Source organism: Pseudomonas sp. Root71, assembly GCF_001429045.1.
Taxonomy (GTDB): domain Bacteria; phylum Pseudomonadota; class Gammaproteobacteria; order Pseudomonadales; family Pseudomonadaceae; genus Aquipseudomonas; species Aquipseudomonas monachiensis.
The window spans coordinates 422,872-439,340 of record NZ_LMHY01000012.1; the positions used below are offsets into that span (position 1 = coordinate 422,872).

Annotated in this window: 10 protein-coding genes; 6 read left to right on the forward strand and 4 right to left on the reverse strand. The window is 61.4% G+C overall.

What is annotated here, in order from left to right; all coding sequences use genetic code 11:
* Positions 1-15 precede the first annotated feature (15 nt).
* On the forward strand, positions 16-780 hold the full coding sequence (locus ASD95_RS11995) for a GntR family transcriptional regulator (RefSeq protein ID WP_008050187.1): 765 nt from the start codon (positions 16-18) through the stop codon (positions 778-780).
* Between the two features lie 144 nt (positions 781-924).
* Here the strand turns inward: ASD95_RS11995 and guaD are convergent, their stop codons facing one another.
* From guaD to xdhA, 4 genes are all read right to left on the reverse strand, one after another.
* Positions 925-2,229, reverse strand: a complete 1,305-nt coding sequence (gene guaD / locus ASD95_RS12000; protein ID WP_056721930.1) for a guanine deaminase — start codon at positions 2,227-2,229, stop codon at positions 925-927.
* Between the two features lie 8 nt (positions 2,230-2,237).
* Positions 2,238-3,080, reverse strand: coding sequence for a xanthine dehydrogenase accessory protein XdhC (gene xdhC / locus ASD95_RS12005; RefSeq protein ID WP_056721932.1), 843 nt, complete (start codon positions 3,078-3,080; stop codon positions 2,238-2,240).
* 135 nt (positions 3,081-3,215) lie between these two features.
* Positions 3,216-5,615 carry a xanthine dehydrogenase molybdopterin binding subunit gene (gene xdhB, locus ASD95_RS12010; protein ID WP_056721934.1) on the reverse strand — a complete coding sequence of 800 codons (2,400 nt, stop codon included), beginning with the start codon at positions 5,613-5,615 and terminating at the stop codon, positions 3,216-3,218.
* A complete protein-coding gene (xdhA, locus tag ASD95_RS12015) occupies positions 5,608-7,062 on the reverse strand; it encodes a xanthine dehydrogenase small subunit (RefSeq protein WP_056721935.1) in 1,455 nt (484 codons plus the stop codon). Before xdhA ends, xdhB begins: the two co-directional genes overlap by 8 nt.
* Positions 7,063-7,339: 277 nt before the next feature.
* Between xdhA and ASD95_RS12020 the strand changes: the two genes are divergently transcribed.
* The 5 genes from ASD95_RS12020 (at position 7,340) to ASD95_RS12040 (ending at position 16,374) form a co-directional block, all read left to right on the forward strand.
* Positions 7,340-7,999: a GntR family transcriptional regulator gene (locus ASD95_RS12020; RefSeq protein ID WP_056721937.1), complete on the forward strand. Its 660-nt coding sequence runs from the start codon at positions 7,340-7,342 to the stop codon at positions 7,997-7,999.
* 2 nt (positions 8,000-8,001) lie between these two features.
* Positions 8,002-11,490 carry a chromosome segregation protein SMC gene (smc, locus tag ASD95_RS12025; RefSeq protein ID WP_056721939.1) on the forward strand — a complete coding sequence of 1,163 codons (3,489 nt, stop codon included), beginning with the start codon at positions 8,002-8,004 and terminating at the stop codon, positions 11,488-11,490.
* A 258-nt stretch (positions 11,491-11,748) separates the two neighbouring features.
* Entirely contained in the window at positions 11,749-12,603 is an 855-nt protein-coding gene (gene zipA / locus ASD95_RS12030) for a cell division protein ZipA (RefSeq protein WP_056721941.1), read from the forward strand.
* 91 nt (positions 12,604-12,694) lie between these two features.
* Positions 12,695-15,052 (forward strand): NAD-dependent DNA ligase LigA, encoded by a 2,358-nt coding sequence (gene ligA / locus ASD95_RS12035; RefSeq protein ID WP_056721944.1) that lies wholly within the window; start codon positions 12,695-12,697, stop codon positions 15,050-15,052.
* A gap of 158 nt (positions 15,053-15,210) precedes the next feature.
* Positions 15,211-16,374 (forward strand): zinc-binding metallopeptidase family protein, encoded by a 1,164-nt coding sequence (locus ASD95_RS12040; protein WP_056721946.1) that lies wholly within the window; start codon positions 15,211-15,213, stop codon positions 16,372-16,374.
* Positions 16,375-16,469 lie beyond the last annotated feature (95 nt).

Below are 16,469 nucleotides of genomic sequence, written 5' to 3' on the forward strand. Positions count from 1 at the left end.
CCGACTCGAGTGCCCATGAACGAACAGTTGCAACCCCTAAAGAAACAACCGCGAGCAGGCAAAGCCGGCCGCAGCGGTACCCAGGACGATATTGTCTACGCGCATATCTTCGAGGCCATCCTCGAACAGCGTCTGGCGCCCGGCACCAAGTTGAGCGAAGAAGCGCTGGGGGAAATTTTCGGGGTCAGCCGCACCATCATTCGCCGTGCCTTGTCGCGCCTGGCCCATGAAGGCGTGGTGCTGCTTCGTCCGAATCGTGGCGCCGTGGTCGCCAGCCCGAGCGTCGAAGAAGCCCGCCAGGTGTTCATGGCCCGCCGTCTGGTGGAGCGAGCGATCACTGAGCTGGCCGTTCAGCACGCGACCGCCGAGCAGATTGCCGAATTGCGCCAGATGGTCAACGACGAACGCGACAGCTTCTCCCGTGGCGATCGTGGCGCCGGCATCCGCCTGTCGGGTGAATTCCACCTGAAACTGGCCGAAGCTGCGAAAAACGCGCCGCTGATCAGTTTCCAGCGCAGCCTGGTGTCCCAGACGTCGCTGATCATTGCCCAGTACGAAAGCGGCAACCGTTCCCATTGCTCCTACGACGAGCACACCCAGTTGATCGACGCCATCGAAAAGCGCGACGCTGAACTGGCGGTGAACCTGATGATGCATCATATGGATCACATCGACAGCAAGCTCAACCTCGACGAGGAAAGTGCTTCGGATGATCTGCATGCGGTGTTCTCGCATTTGTTGCAGACCAAGAAGCCGGGGCGATCGACCGCGAAGCTCTGATAGAAAAAGATCGCAGCCTTCGGCAGCTCCTACAAGGGTGTGCGTACACCTGTAGGAGCTGCCGAAGGCTGCGATCTTTTTTCAGGCAATAAAAATCCCCCGGGCTGAAAAGCGCCGGGGGATTTTTTTATGCCCGCAAAAAAACTAGCGCTGATGCACCAGATTTCCCGCCGCATACGTCTGCTGAACAGTCCGGTCATCCCCCAGGGTCATCAACACAAACAACGTTTCGGCGATGTTGTTGGCCTGCTTCAGGCGATAGCTCAGCAGTGGCGTGGCGTGGTAGTCCAGCACCAGGAAGTCGGCGTCGGTGCCCGGTTGCAGGGTACCGATCCTGTCTTCCAGGCGCAGTGCGCGGGCGCCGCCGAGGGTGGCCAGGTACAGCGACTTGAACGGGCTCAGGCGTGCACCTTGCAGTTGCATCACTTTGTAGGCTTCGTTGAGGGTTTGCAGCAGCGAGAAACTGGTGCCGCCGCCCACATCGGTACCGATGCCGACATTGAGCTTGTGCTTCTCGGCCATCGGCAGGTTGAACAGGCCGCTGCCGAGGAAGAAGTTCGAGGTCGGGCAGAACGAGATGGCCGAGCCGGTTTCCGCCAGTCGCGCGCACTCGTCATCGCACAGGTGCACGCCGTGGGCGAACACCGAGCGCTCGCCGAGCAACTGGTAGTGGTCGTAGACGTCCAGGTAGCCCTTGCGCTCCGGGAACAGCTCCTTGACCCACTCGATTTCCTTGAGGTTTTCGCTGATGTGGGTCTGCATGTACAGATCCGGGTATTCGGTCAGTAACTGGCCGGCCAGGGTCAGCTGTTCCGGGGTGCTGGTCGGTGCGAAGCGTGGGGTGACCGCGTAGTGCAGGCGACCCTTGCCGTGCCAGCGTTCGATCAGCGCCTTGCTTTCGACGTAGCTGGATTCGGCGGTGTCGGTCAGGTAGTCCGGGGCGTTGCGGTCCATCATCACCTTGCCGGCGATCATCCGCAGGTCGAGCTGTTCGGCGGCTTCGAAGAACGAGTTCACCGATTGCGGGTGCACGCTGCCGAATACCAGCGCAGTGGTGGTGCCGTTGCGCAGCAGTTCCTTGATGAAAATGTCCGCGACCTGATCGGCGTGGGCCTTGTCGGCGAACTGGCTTTCGCACGGGAAGGTGTAGGTGTTGAGCCAGTCCAGCAATTGCTCGCCGTAGGCGCCGACCATGCCGGTTTGCGGCAGGTGGATGTGGGTGTCGATGAAGCCGGGGGTGATCAGTGCGTCCTGGTAGTGGGTGATTTCGACGTCAGCCGCCAGGGTCGGCAGCAATTCGCTGGCGTGGCCCAGGGTGCTGATCTGGCCGTTATCCACAACCAGCAAGCCGTCTTCGAAATACTCGTAGGAGGCTTCGATGCCCACGACGGCTGGGTCGGCGATGCTGTGCAGGATGGCGGCGCGGTAAGCTTTGCGAGTCAAAGGCATGTGAGTTCTCAATTGGAGGCTTGACTGCGGCGTGACGCAGGCAGCAGTTTGGCAATCGATCCGGCGCTGGCGGTGTGCTGACCGAAGTTCGCGTTATAGGTGGCGATGATTTCGCCGGCGATGGAGATGGCGATTTCCACAGGCAGCTTGCCTTTGACTTCGCCGATGCCCATCGGGCAGCGCATGCGTTGCACGACGCTGTTGTCGAAACCGCGGTCGCGCAGGCGATGTTCGAACTTCACCCGTTTGGTCTTCGAACCGATCAGGCCGAAGTAGGCGAAGTCGTTGCGCTTGAGGATCGCGGCGGTCAGTTCGAGGTCGAGCTGGTGGTTGTGGGTCATCACGATGCAGTAGCTGCCGGCCGGCAGGTCATCGATTTCATCCACCGGTTCTTCGCTGACGATCTTGCGCACGCCATGGGGGATCTGCTCGGGGAACTCATCTTCCCGCGAATCGATCCAGCGAACCCGGCAGGGCAGGCTGGCCAACAGTGGCACCAGGGCGCGGCCAACGTGGCCGGCACCGAACACGGCGATCTGCGCTTGAACCTGGCCCATCGGTTCGAACAGCAAAACGGTTGCACCACCGCAGCATTGGCCAAGGCTGGCACCGAGGCTGAAACGCTCCAGATGGGTGTCCTGCTTGCCGCTGGCGAGCATCTCGCGGGCGATCTTCATGGCCTTGTATTCCAGGTGCCCGCCACCGATGGTGTCGAAGCTCTGGTTCGCACTGATGACCATCTTCGAGCCAGCGTTGCGCGGCGTCGAGCCGAGCTCTTCGATGATGGTGACCAGCACGCAGGGCTCACCCCGGTTTTGCAGGTCGGCGAGGGCGTCGATCCAGTTGTACATGTTCACCTCGACATCTGTGTGTCTGTTAGTCCGCCATCGCGAGCAAGCTCGCTCCCACATTGGATTTGTACAGGTCCATCAGTCAGCACATAACCCTGTGGGAGCGAGCTTGCTCGCGATAGCCGCACCTCGGTCTTAGAGCGAAGCCATCTCGGTCTCAGCCCCGACAGCTTTTGCCGCCTTCAACTGGCGCATCTGCTCACAGCCCCACAACACTCGCTCCGGGGTTGCCGGGGCGTCGATTTTCGGTTGATGTCTGTAATCGCCCAGGCTCGCCACGGCGTCCTTGATCGCACACCACGAGGCGATACCGAGCATGAACGGCGGCTCGCCCACGGCCTTGGAGTGGAACACCGTGTCTTCCGGGTTCTTGCGGTTCTCTACCAGCTTGACCCGCAGGTCCAGCGGCATGTCCGCCACGGCCGGGATCTTGTAGCTGGCCGGGCCGTTGGTCATCAGCTTGCCCTTGTTGTTCCACACCAGCTCTTCCATGGTCAGCCAGCCCATGCCCTGGATGAAACCGCCCTCGACCTGGCCGATGTCGATGGCCGGGTTCAGCGAGGCGCCGACGTCGTGGAGGATGTCGGTGCGCAGCATCTTGTATTCGCCGGTCAGGGTGTCGACCAGCACTTCGCAGCACGCGGCGCCGAAGGCGTAGTAGTAGAACGGCCGACCACGGGCCTGGCTGCGGTCGTAGTAGATTTTCGGGGTCTTGTAGAAGCCGGTGCTCGACAGCGACACCTGGGCAAAGTACGCCTGCTGGATCAGTGCTTCGAAGGTCAGGATGTGATCGCGGACCCGTACGTGGCCGTTGTGGAATTCCACGTCTTCTTCGCTGACCTTGTACTGGCGCGCCGCGAATTCCACCAGCCGTTGCTTGATGGTTTCGGCAGCGTTCTGCGCGGCCTTGCCGTTCAGGTCGGCACCGCTGGAAGCAGCGGTTGGCGAAGTGTTCGGCACTTTGTCAGTGTTGGTCGCGGTGATCTGCACGCGGTCCATTTCCACCTGGAACACTTCGGCCACGACCTGCGCGACCTTGGTGTTCAGGCCCTGGCCCATTTCGGTGCCGCCGTGGTTGAGGTGGATGCTGCCGTCGGTGTAGACGTGCACCAGGGCACCGGCCTGGTTGAGGAAGCTGGCGGTGAAGGAAATACCGAATTTCACCGGGGTCAGCGCCAGGCCTTTTTTCAGGATCGGGCTGTTGGCGTTGTAGCGACGAATCGCTTCGCGACGCTCGGCGTACTGGCTGCTTTCTTCGAGTTCGGCGGTCATCTCTTCGAGCATGTTGTGCTCGACGGTCTGGTAGTAGTGGGTGACGTTGCGCTCGGTCTTGCCGTAGTAGTTGGCCTTGCGCACGGCCAAAGGATCCAGGGCCAGATGGCGAGAAATGGCGTCCATCACTTCTTCGATGGCGACCATGCCTTGCGGGCCGCCGAAACCACGGTAGGCAGTATTCGACGCGGTGTTGGTCTTGCAGCGGTGACCGTTGATGGTCGCATCGCCCAGGTAGTACGAGTTGTCCGAGTGGAACATCGCCCGGTCGACGATCGACGCCGACAGGTCAGGCGAGCAACCGCAGTTGCCGGCCAGCTCCAGGTTGATGCCGTGCAGGCGGCCGGTGCTGTCGAAGCCGACGTCGTACTCGACATAGAACGGGTGACGCTTGCCGGTCATCAGCATGTCTTCGACCCGTGGCAGGCGCATCTTGGTCGGCTGGCCGGTGAGGTGCGCGATCACCGCGCACAGGCACGCCGGGCTGGCCGCCTGGGTTTCCTTGCCGCCGAAACCGCCGCCCATGCGACGCATGTCGACGACGATCTTGTTCATCGACACGTCCAGCACTTCGGCCACCAGCTTCTGCACTTCGGTGGGGTTTTGCGTGGAGCAGTAGACGATCATGCCGCCGTCTTCGGTCGGCATCACCGAAGAGATCTGGGTTTCCAGGTAGAAGTGCTCCTGGCCGCCGATGTGCAGCGTGCCCTGGATGCGATGTTCGGCAGTGGCCAGCGCCGTGGCCGAATCGCCGCGTTGATGGGTGTGGCTGTCGAGTACGAAGTGGCGCTTGCGCAGGGCTTCGACCACGTCCAGCACAGGTTCCAGGTCTTCGTATTCGATGATCGCGGCCATGGCCGCCTTGCGCGCGGTTTCCAGATCTTTCGCCGCCACGGCGATCACCGGTTGACCAACGAACTGCACAGTGTCGATGGCCAGCAGCGGATCGCCCGGTAACAACGGGCCGATGTCTTTCAGGCCCGGTACGTCTTCGTGGGTGATGGCGATGCGCACGCCTTCGAAGGCGTAGCAGGGCGAGGTGTCGATGCTGATGATCCGGGCGTGGGCGCGGTCCGACATGCGCGCATAGACGTGCAACTGGTTCGCAAACTCCAGGCGGTCGTCGATGTATTGCGCCTCACCGGCCACATGCTTGGCGGCGCTGTCGTGCTTGACGCTGCGGCCGACACCGGTGGTCAGGTCCTTGGCGAACAGTTCAGCCAATTCGGCTTGGGTCTTCTCTACGGCGTGATGATTAGACATAAGCGGTCACCCGGGTCTCGATGTGCGGTGTTTGCAGTTCGATGAAGTATTTGCGCAGCAGGTTCTGCGCGCTGAGCAGGCGATATTCCTTGCTGGCGCGGAAGTCCGAGAGCGGCGTGAAGTCTTCGGCCAGGGCAGCGCAGGCGCGTTCGACAGTGGCGTTATTGAATGGCGAGCCGAGCAACGCGGCTTCGCAGGCAGCGGCGCGTTTCGGGATGGCCGCCATGCCGCCGAAGGCGACGCGGGCTTGAGCGACGATGCCGTTTTCCAGGCGAATGTTGAAGGCGGCGCAGACTGCCGAGATATCGTCGTCCAGGCGCTTGGAAACCTTGTAGGCGCGGAACAGTTTATCGACGCTGGCGCGGGGCACGATGATCTTCTCGATGAACTCGCTTTCCTGGCGCGCCGTGACGCGGTAATCGATGAAGTAATCTTCCAGCGCCAGGGTGCGGCGGGTCTCGCCTTTGCACAGCACGATCTGCGCGCCGAGGGCGATCAGCAGGGGCGGCGAGTCACCAATCGGCGAGGCGTTGCCGATGTTGCCGCCCAGGGTGCCCTGGTTGCGGATCTGCAAGGACGCGAAGCGGTGCAGCAATTCACCGAAGTCCGGGTACTCGGCGTTCAAGGCCTCGTAGCAATCGGACAGGGACGTGGCGGCGCCGATTTCCAGGCGATCGTCAAAACGGTCGATGCGCTTCATCTCGGCGACGTTGCCGACATAGATCATCACCGGCAGGGTGCGGTGGAACTGCGTGACTTCCAGCGCCAGGTCAGTGCCGCCGGCCAGCAGGCGGGCCTGTGGATAAGCGTCGTAGAGATCGGCCAGGTCGGCCACGGTCAGCGGCACCAGGCAGCGTTTGTCGCCGCTGTTGAGTTCGCCGATATCGGTCGGGGTAATGGCTTTGAGGCGTGCGATGGTGTCGGCCTCGCGGGCGTCGAACTGGTCCGGTTGCTTGGCGCAGCAGGACTGCTCGGCGGCTTCCAGGATCGGCCGGTAGCCGGTGCAACGGCAGAGGTTGCCGGCCAGTGCTTCGTGGGCCTTGGCATGATCCGGTGCATCGCTGTTCTTTTGCAGGGCAAACAGCGACATCACGAAGCCGGGGGTGCAGAAGCCGCATTGCGAGCCGTGGCACTCGACCATGGCTTTCTGCACGCTGTGCAGTTCACCCTTGTGCTTGAGGTCTTCGACGCTGATCAGTTGTTTGCCGTGCAGGGACGACACGAAGGTCAGGCACGAGTTGAGGCTGCGATAGCGAATGTGTTCGCGGCCGTCATCATCGGTCTGCAATTCGCCGACCACCACGGTGCAGGCGCCGCAGTCACCGCTGGCGCAGCCTTCTTTGGTGCCGGGCTTGCCGACATGGTCGCGCAGATAATTGAGCACGGTCAGGTTCGGGTCCAGGGCGTGCTCGCTACGGAGTTCCTGGTTTAGTAAAAACTGGATCACGGAAGGCCTCGCAGACTCATTATTGTTGTTAACCGATAGGAACTGAATTTAGCAGGTCTGACTTTTCGGTCAATGGTTTTCTGACTTAAAGGTCAGGAAATTACAATTTGTCGATCAACCACCTGTTCCTTAATTATTGTCGCTGGTTCGATAGCCTGCCTTTTTGCTTGAATTTGCTTGAATCGTGCCAAAAACCTCCGGGCAGGCACTCCGCCCTGACGCAGCAATTGCGCTACACTGCGCCGCTTGTACAGATCAAAGAGTTTGAAGGACAACCATGACGTTCAAGGCGCCGGACAGCCTCGCCGAGCAAATCGCTCACCACCTCGCCGAACGCATCATTCGCGGCGAAATGAAGCCCGGGGAGCGCATCCAGGAACAGAAGGTCACGCTGGCCCTCAATGTCAGTCGTGGTTCGGTCCGCGAGGCCTTGCTGATCCTCGAGCGTCGCCATTTGATCGCGATCCTGCCGCGACGCGGTGCCCACGTTACCGAGCTCACGCCACACAAGGTGCAGAGCCTGTGCACGCTGATGAGCGAGCTCTATATCCTGCTCGGCAACTCAGTGGCCAGCGGCTGGAAAACCCAGGCCGACATGGCGCCTTTCGTACAGATCCAGCAACGCCTGACGGCCAGCTACGAGCGTCAGGACATCCGCACGTTCGTCGACGACAGCTTCAATGTGATGCGCGCCGCGTACCCGTTCGCCAACAACCCGTACTTGCAGGAGACCGTCGAGAATCTGCAGCCGGCCATGAGCCGTGCGTATTTCCTCGCGCTGGACCTGCGCAAAGCGTCGATGAGCGAATTCCTCGAGCTGTTCGAACGCTTGCTCGCTGCTGTGCTGGCCCGTGACTTTGTGCAGATTCGTGAAGTGCTGACGGCTTACGCCCAGCGCAGTTGCGATCTGGTGATCTCAGCACTGACGGACGCCTGAGGGTGCGGCTCAAGTGCATCAAGCTGGCGGGGTTCAAGTCCTTCGTCGACCCGACCACGGTGAACTTCCCCAGTAACATGGCGGCGGTGGTCGGGCCCAATGGCTGCGGCAAGTCGAACATCATCGACGCCGTACGCTGGGTGATGGGCGAGAGTTCGGCGAAGAACCTGCGCGGCGAGTCGATGACCGACGTCATCTTCAACGGCTCCACCAGCCGCAAGCCGGTGAGCCAGGCGAGCATCGAACTGGTGTTCGACAACTCCGACGGCACCTTGCTCGGGGAGTACGCCGCCTACGCGGAAATCTCCATTCGCCGCAAAGTGACCCGCGACAGCCAGACCACTTATTACCTCAACGGCACCAAATGCCGGCGCCGCGACATCACCGACATCTTCCTCGGCACCGGGCTTGGCCCGCGCAGCTACTCGATCATCGAGCAGGGGATGATCTCCAAGCTGATCGAGTCCAAGCCCGAAGACCTGCGCAACTTCATCGAAGAAGCCGCGGGCATCTCCAAGTACAAGGAACGCCGGCGCGAGACGGAAAACCGCATCCGCCGCACCCACGAAAACCTCGAGCGCCTGACCGACCTGCGCGAAGAGCTTGAGCGGCAGCTCGAACGCTTGCACCGCCAGGCCGAGGCCGCCAAGAAGTATCAGGAATTCAAGGGTGAGGAGCGTCAGCTCAAGGCCCAGCTGTCGGCCCTGCGCTGGCAGGCGCTGAATGATCAGGTCGGCCAGCGTGAAGCGATCATCGGCAACCAGGAAGTTTCTTTCGAAGCCCTTGTGGCCGAACAGCGCAATGCCGATGCGAGCATCGAGCGCCTGCGTGACGGGCACCACGACCTCTCGGAGCGCTTCAACCTGGTGCAGGGGCGCTTTTACTCGGTCGGCGGCGACATCGCCCGGGTCGAGCAGAGCATCCAGCACGGTCAGCAGCGTTTGCGCCAGTTGCAGGATGACCTGAAAGAGGCCGAGCGCGCGCGCCTGGAAACCGAATCGCACCTGGGTCACGACCGCACGTTGCTGCTGACCCTCGGCGAAGAGCTGGACATGCTCACCCCGGAGCAGGAAGTCACCAGCGCCGCCGCCGAAGAGGCCGCCGCCGCGCTGGAAGAGTCCGAAACCACCATGCACGGCTGGCAGGAGCAGTGGGATACGTTCAACCTCACCGCCGCCGAGCCGCGCCGTCAGGCCGAAGTGCAGCAGTCGCGGATCCAGCAGCTGGAAACCAGCCTCGAGCGCCTGGCCGACCGCCAGAAGCGTTTAGGCGAAGAGCGCGCCTTGCTCTCGGCGGACCCGGAAGACGCGGCGATCATGGCGCTCAGCGAGCAGCTCGCCGAATCCGAAGCGACCCTTGAGGATTTGCAGACCAGCGAAGAAGCCCAGGTCGAAAAGCTCGAGCAGTTACGTCAGGAGTTGCAGCAGGCGCTGACCGCGCAGCAGCAGGCACAAGGCGATTTACAGCGCCTCAACGGTCGGCTGGCCTCCCTCGAAGCCTTGCAGCAAGCCGCGCTCGATCCGGGCACCGGCACCGCCGAATGGCTGCGCGAGCAGAATCTTGCGAATCGCCCGCGCCTGGCCGAAGGCCTGAAGGTTGAGGCCGGTTGGGAGCTGGCGGTGGAAACCGTGCTCGGCGCCGACCTGCAAGCGGTGCTGGTGGATGATTTCAACGATTTCGATCTGTCGGGCTTTGCCCAGGGCGATCTGCGTTTGCTCAGCCCGGCCAGCGATGGCGTCCGGATGCCGGGCAGCTTGCTGGACAAAGTCGAGGCGCAACTCGATCTGTCGCCATGGCTGGGGCAGGTCAAGCCGGTCGACAGTCTGGAACAGGCCTTGGCCTTGCGGGGGCAATTGGCTGCCGGGCAGAGCCTGATCAGTCGTGACGGTTACTGGGTCGGACGGCATTTTCTGCGGGTGCGTCGGGCCAGTGAGGCGGAAAGCGGCGTGCTCGCCCGGGGGCAGGAAATCCAGCAACTGGGCCTTGAGCGTGAAGAGCGCGAAGCCGCTGTCGAAACCCTGGAAACCCGACTGCAGAATCTCAGGGCGCAGCAGCGTCAGCAGGAAAACGGTCGCGAACATTTGCGCCGTTTGCTGCAGGACGAAGCGCGTCAGCAAGGTGAATTGAAGGCGCAATTGTCCGCCGGCAAAGCCAAGGCCGAACAATTGACCCTGCGCCGTACCCGTCTCGACGAAGAGCTTGTCGAACTCGATGAGCAGCGCGCGCTGGAACACGAAAACATCGGTGAGGCGCGCCTGCAATTGCAGGAAGCCCTCGACAGCATGGCGCAGGACACCGAGCAGCGTGAGTTGCTGCTGGCCCAGCGCGACAGCCTGCGCGAGCGCCTGGATCGTGTGCGTCAGGAAGCGCGGCAGCACAAGGATCACGCCCACCAGCTGGCGGTGCGCCTGGGTTCGCTCAAGGCGCAGCATGATTCGACACGCCAGGCGCTGGAGCGTCTGGAGATGCAGTCCGAACGCCTGACTGAAAAGCGCGAGCAACTGAGCCTCAATCTGGAGGAGGGCGAAGCACCGCTGGAAGAGCTGCGCCTGAAGCTCGAGGAGTTGCTCGACAAGCGCATGACCGTCGACGAAGAACTCAAGACCGCGCAGATCGCCCTTGAAGACGCCGACCGCGAATTGCGCGACGCCGAGAAGCGCCGTAGCCAGGCTGAACAGCAATCGCAGTTGATTCGCAGCCAGCTCGAAACCCAGCGCATGGAATGGCAAGCCCTGACCGTGCGCCGCAAGACCTTGCAGGACCAATTGCTGGAAGACGGCTACGATCTCCACGGCGTACTCGCGACCTTGACGGCCGAGGCCAGCGAGAAGGATGCCGAGGAAGAGCTCGAGCGCATCGCCGCCAGGATCCAGCGTCTGGGCGCGATCAACCTGGCGGCCATCGATGAGTACCAGCAACAGTCGGAACGTAAACGTTATCTGGATGCCCAGAACGACGATCTGGTGGAAGCCCTTGAAACCCTTGAGAACGTGATTCGCAAGATCGACAAGGAAACCCGCAACCGTTTCAAGGATACCTTTGATCAGATCAATGGCGGTTTACAGGCGCTTTTCCCAAAAGTTTTCGGTGGCGGCCGCGCATATTTGGAACTGACGGGCGAAGATTTACTCGATACAGGGGTAACAATCATGGCGCAGCCGCCCGGAAAGAAGAACAGCACCATCCATTTGCTCTCCGGCGGCGAAAAAGCCCTGACCGCATTGGCCCTGGTTTTTGCGATCTTCAAATTGAACCCGGCGCCGTTCTGCATGCTCGATGAGGTTGACGCGCCACTGGATGACGCTAACGTTGGACGCTACGCGCGATTGGTAAAAGAGATGTCACAGACAGTGCAGTTCATCTATATCACCCACAACAAGATCGCCATGGAAATGGCCGAGCAACTGATGGGGGTGACGATGCACGAACCCGGTTGTTCACGCCTGGTGGCGGTGGATGTCGAGGAGGCGATGGCGATGGTGGACGCCTGAGTCGTAGTTGTAGGAAAGAGGCTTTACGGTGTGTAGGACTCTTTTCCTGGCTTCGACTTGCTGGCCAATCGACATATTCGCGTCAGCCAAGGCGGTAGACGGTGTAAAGTTGCCTTTGGTCGTGCTAGTTTAATGTCAATTTTTCGTATGCGTGGGCAAAACGCCTGTCAGAACATAGAGTTGGCGCCACGTTTTAAAGCGGTTTGCAGGTTGTAAACCCCTTATTTTTCAGCATTTTTTATAGAGGCACGGGATTACATGGAAATCGGTCTGCGCGAGTGGCTGATCGTCATCGGCATTATTGTCATTGCCGGTATTCTTTTCGATGGCTGGCGCCGTATGCGCGGCGGCAAGGGAAAACTGAAGTTCCGTCTTGATCGAAATCTGTCCAATCTGCCGGACGAGGACAGCAGCGCCGAGTTGCTGGGCCCGCCGCGCGTGCTGGATGCACATAAAGAGCCGCAACTGGATGAGCAGGACCTGCCTTCGGTGAGCATGCCGGCCCGCGAGCCTCGCGAGTCGGGCTCCAAGCGCGGCAAGCGTGGCCACAGCGAGCCTTCCCAGGGCGACATGAACCTCAGCCTGGATCTGGACGGTGGCCCGAGCTTCAGCAGCCGCGACGACGATTTCCCGGACGACACCAAGTCCGCGCCAGCGGTCAACGACAAGGATCAGCCGCAAGCCGAAGAAGTGCTGGTGATCAGCGTGATCTGCCGCGACGCTGCCGGCTTCAAGGGCCCGGCGCTGTTGCAGAACATTCTGGAGAGCGGGTTGCGTTTCGGCGAGATGGACATTTTCCATCGTCACGAAAGCATGGCCGGTAACGGTGAAGTGCTGTTCTCCATGGCCAACGCGGTCAAGCCCGGCGTATTCGACCTGGACGACATCGACCACTTCAGCACCCCGGCAGTGAGCTTCTTCCTCGGTCTGCCAGGCCCTCGCCATCCGAAGCAAGCCTTCGACGTGATGGTGGCAGCGGCACGTAAATTGTCCCAGGAACTCAACGGCGAACTGAAGGACGACCAGCGCAGCGTACTGACCGCCCAGACGATCGAGCATTACCGTCAGCGCATTGTCGAATTCGAACGCCGCGCCCTGACCCAGAAACGTTGATTGAAATGGTTATTCCCGCGCGGTGCGCGGGATGATCGGCAAAACAGATTGAGCAGCCTCGGCTGCTCTTTTGCTTTATGAGAGAACACCCATGACCGCCGCCAAGAACCGTATTTTAGAGCTGCGCGCTGAGCTGGATCAGCACAACTATCGTTACCACGTGCTCGACGAGCCGAGCATTCCGGACGCCGAATACGACCGTTTGTTCAACGAGCTCAAGGCGCTGGAAGCGGCCAATACCGAACTGATCACCAGCGACTCGCCAACCCAGCGAGTGGGCAGCGCCGCGCTGTCGGCGTTTACCCAGGTGCGTCACGAAGTACCGATGCTCAGCCTCGGCAACGCCTTCGAAGAAACCGACATGCGCGAGTTCGATCGCCGGGTGACCGAAGGCCTGGACCTGCCGGCCGGCGATCTGTTCGGTGGCGGCGCAACCGTCGAGTACAGCTGCGAGCCCAAGCTCGATGGCCTGGCCGTCAGCCTGCTGTATCAGGATGGCATCCTGGTGCGCGGCGCCACCCGTGGCGACGGCACCACCGGCGAAGACATCAGCGTCAACGTGCGCACCGTACGCAACATCCCGCTCAAGCTGCACGGTACTGGCTGGCCGGCGACCCTGGAAGTGCGCGGCGAAGTGTTTATGTCCAAGGCCGGTTTCGAGCGGCTCAACGCCACGCAACTGGAAGTCGGCGGCAAGACCTTCGCCAACCCGCGTAACGCGGCGGCAGGCAGTTTGCGCCAGCTGGATTCGAAGATCACCGCCAATCGCCCGCTGGAGTTCTGCTGCTACGGCATTGGCCAGGTGTCGGCGGACATTGCCGATACGCACATCGGCAATTTGCAGCAGCTCCAGGCCTGGGGCATGCCGATCAGTCATGAGTTGAAGCTGGCGCACGGTATCGCCGAGTGCCTGGATTACTACCGCGACATCGGTGAGCGTCGCAGCGCGCTGCCGTATGAAATCGACGGCGTGGTGTTCAAGGTCAACAGCATTGCCTCCCAGCGCGAACTGGGCTTTCGCGCCCGTGAGCCGCGCTGGGCCATCGCCCATAAATTCCCGGCGATGGAAGAACTCACCGAACTGCTCGATGTGGAATTCCAGGTCGGCCGCACTGGGGCGGTGACGCCGGTGGCGCGTCTGAAACCGGTCAAGGTCGCTGGTGTCACGGTGGCCAACGCCACACTGCATAACATGGACGAAGTCGCGCGCCTGGGCCTGATGATCGGCGACACGGTGATCATCCGCCGCGCCGGTGACGTGATTCCGCAGGTGGTGCAAGTGGTCATGGAGCGCCGTCCGGAAAACGCCCGGCCGGTGCAGATTCCGGAACAGTGCCCGGTGTGCGGTTCCCATGTCGAGCGCACGCAACTGATCAAACGCAGCAAGGGTCGCGAGACGGTCAGCGAAGGTGCGGTATATCGCTGCGTCGGTCGTCTGGCCTGCGGTGCGCAGCTCAAGCAGGCGATCATCCATTTCGTTTCCCGTCGCGCCATGGACATCGAAGGCCTGGGTGAGAAGAGCGTCGAGCAACTGGTCGACGAAGGCCTGGTCAGCTCGCCGGCCGATCTGTACGCCCTGACCTTTGAGCAGATCGTCGATCTGGAAGGCTTTGCCGAACTGTCGAGCAAGAACCTGCTCGGCGCCATCGAAGACAGCAAGAAGCCGGGCCTGGCGCGGTTCATTTACGCCCTCGGGATTCCCGATGTCGGCGAAGAGACGGCCAAGGTCCTGGCGCGCTCCCTGGGTTCGCTGGAGCGGGTGCAGCAGGCCTTGCCGCAGGTACTGACGTACTTGCCGGATGTTGGCCTGGAAGTCGCGCACGAGATCCACAGCTTCTTCGAGGACGCGCATAACCGGCAGGTGATCGCTGATTTGCTCAAGCATGGCCTGCAGATTCAGGATCAGGGCGAGTTGGGTGCCGAGTTTTCGGCGAGCACCACCCTGGGCGGTTTCCTCGACAAGCTGCATATCCCCCTGGTCGGGCCGGGCGGGGCGCAGAAACTGGCGGACAAGTTCGGTTCGTTGCAGGCGGTGATTGGCGCGGATTGGCTGGATATGCGCCAGGCGCTGCCGGAGAAACAGGCCAATTCGGTGCGCGAGTTTTTTGCGGTCGAGGACAATCGCCAGCTGGCCGAAGCGGCGGAGAAGCAACTTGCCGATTTCGGCATGCATTGGCAGAGCGAGAAGAAAGTCGTCGAAGGTTTGCCGCTGGCCGGGCAGACCTGGGTGCTGACCGGCTCGCTGGAGCTGATGAGCCGCGATATCGCCAAGGACAAACTCGAAAGCCTCGGCGCCAAGGTCGCCGGCTCGGTGTCGGCCAAAACCCATTGCGTGGTGGCAGGGCCGGGTGCCGGTTCGAAGTTGACCAAGGCCAATGAGCTGGGGCTGAAGGTGCTGGATGAAGAGGCGTTTGTGGTGTTCTTGAAAGGTCACGGTATTCAGGTTTGACGCCCAGGATCGCAGCCTGCGGCAGCTCCTACAGGAGAACGCATTTCTCTGTAGGAGCTGCCGCAGGCTGCGATCTATTGATTTTTCCCACAATAAGCATGGGAACGATCATCTCTCGGGAATGATCTAGTCTCTGCAAGCCTCAGGGAGAGATCGCCATGTACCCGTTCTTCGAGCAGCTCAGCTCGCGCATCGCCGCGCCGTTCACGGTCGAAAATTCGCGCAACAGCAAGGTCTGGTCCTGTCGTTGCGGGCAGTCGCTGTTCTTTCGCAACAGCCAGTGCCTGGCCTGTTCGGCGGCATTGGGTTATCAGCCGGAGCGCAGTCGCCTGTCTGCGCTGCAACCGGGTGTGCAGGCGGACACCTGGCTGCTGGATGCCGATCCCGGGGCTGGCCTGTTTCGCCGCTGTGCCAACCTCGACTCCCCGGCGGCCTGTAATTGGTTGCTGCCGGCCAATGACCATGACGTCTTGTGCATTGCCTGCAGCCTCAATCGCACCATTCCTGATCTGTCGATAACCGACAACCACGAGCGCTGGCGCAAGGTGGAAACCGCCAAGCGACGTCTGGTCGCGCAACTGCTCAGCCTGGGGTTGCAGGTGACTCCCAAAACCGTCGATGAAGACACGGGCCTTGCCTTCGACTTCATCGGCGTGGACCTCGAAGGCAAACCGCCTACCACCGGACACGCCAATGGCCTGGTCACCCTGGATATCAAGGAAGCCGACGATGCCCACCGCGAACAGGTGCGAGTGCAAATGCACGAACCCTATCGCACGCTGCTCGGGCATTTTCGTCACGAAGTCGGGCACTACTACTGGGATCGATTGATCGCCAATGGCCAATGGCTTGAGCCTTTTCGCGGAGTGTTCGGCGATGAGCGCGCCAGCTATGCCGAAGCCCTCGAGCGCCATTATCGGCAGGGCGCACCGCTCGACTGGCAGCAGCACTACGTCAGCGCCTACGCCACCATGCACCCGTGGGAAGACTGGGCCGAAACCTGGGCGCATTACCTGCACATGATGGACGCAGTGGATACCGCGCTGGGGTTTGGCATGAGCGCCCGGGAAATGGACTTCGACTATCAGCCGTTTCCGCTGGATACCCTCTACGATCCGCGGCATCCCGACGGCGCGGCGTTCCTGTCGTTCGTCAATGCCTGGATAGAACTGGCGGGCATGCTCAACGAATTGTCACGCAGCATGGGGCAGCCGGATTTCTATCCGTTCGTCCTGCCGCCAGCGGTCATTGCCAAGCTGCACTTTATTCACCTGGTGATTCAGCAGGAGGGCGGCAGGGCGGACGAGGTGTTGGCGCAATAGGATCAAAAGATCGCAGCCTGCGGCAGCTCCTACAGGTGTACGCCGATCCATGTAGGAGCTGCCGCAGGCTGCGATCTTTTAAGGCCAGCGCATGT

Coding starts and splice junctions, on each gene's coding strand:
- ASD95_RS11995 (WP_008050187.1), top strand. CDS start 16: ATGAACGAACAGTTGCAACCCCTAAAGAAACAACCGCGAGCAGGCAAA.
- guaD (WP_056721930.1), bottom strand. CDS start 2,229: ATGCCTTTGACTCGCAAAGCTTACCGCGCCGCCATCCTGCACAGCATC.
- xdhC (WP_056721932.1), bottom strand. CDS start 3,080: ATGTACAACTGGATCGACGCCCTCGCCGACCTGCAAAACCGGGGTGAG.
- xdhB (WP_056721934.1), bottom strand. CDS start 5,615: ATGTCTAATCATCACGCCGTAGAGAAGACCCAAGCCGAATTGGCTGAA.
- ASD95_RS12020 (WP_056721937.1), top strand. CDS start 7,340: ATGACGTTCAAGGCGCCGGACAGCCTCGCCGAGCAAATCGCTCACCAC.
- zipA (WP_056721941.1), top strand. CDS start 11,749: ATGGAAATCGGTCTGCGCGAGTGGCTGATCGTCATCGGCATTATTGTC.
- ligA (WP_056721944.1), top strand. CDS start 12,695: ATGACCGCCGCCAAGAACCGTATTTTAGAGCTGCGCGCTGAGCTGGAT.
- ASD95_RS12040 (WP_056721946.1), top strand. CDS start 15,211: ATGTACCCGTTCTTCGAGCAGCTCAGCTCGCGCATCGCCGCGCCGTTC.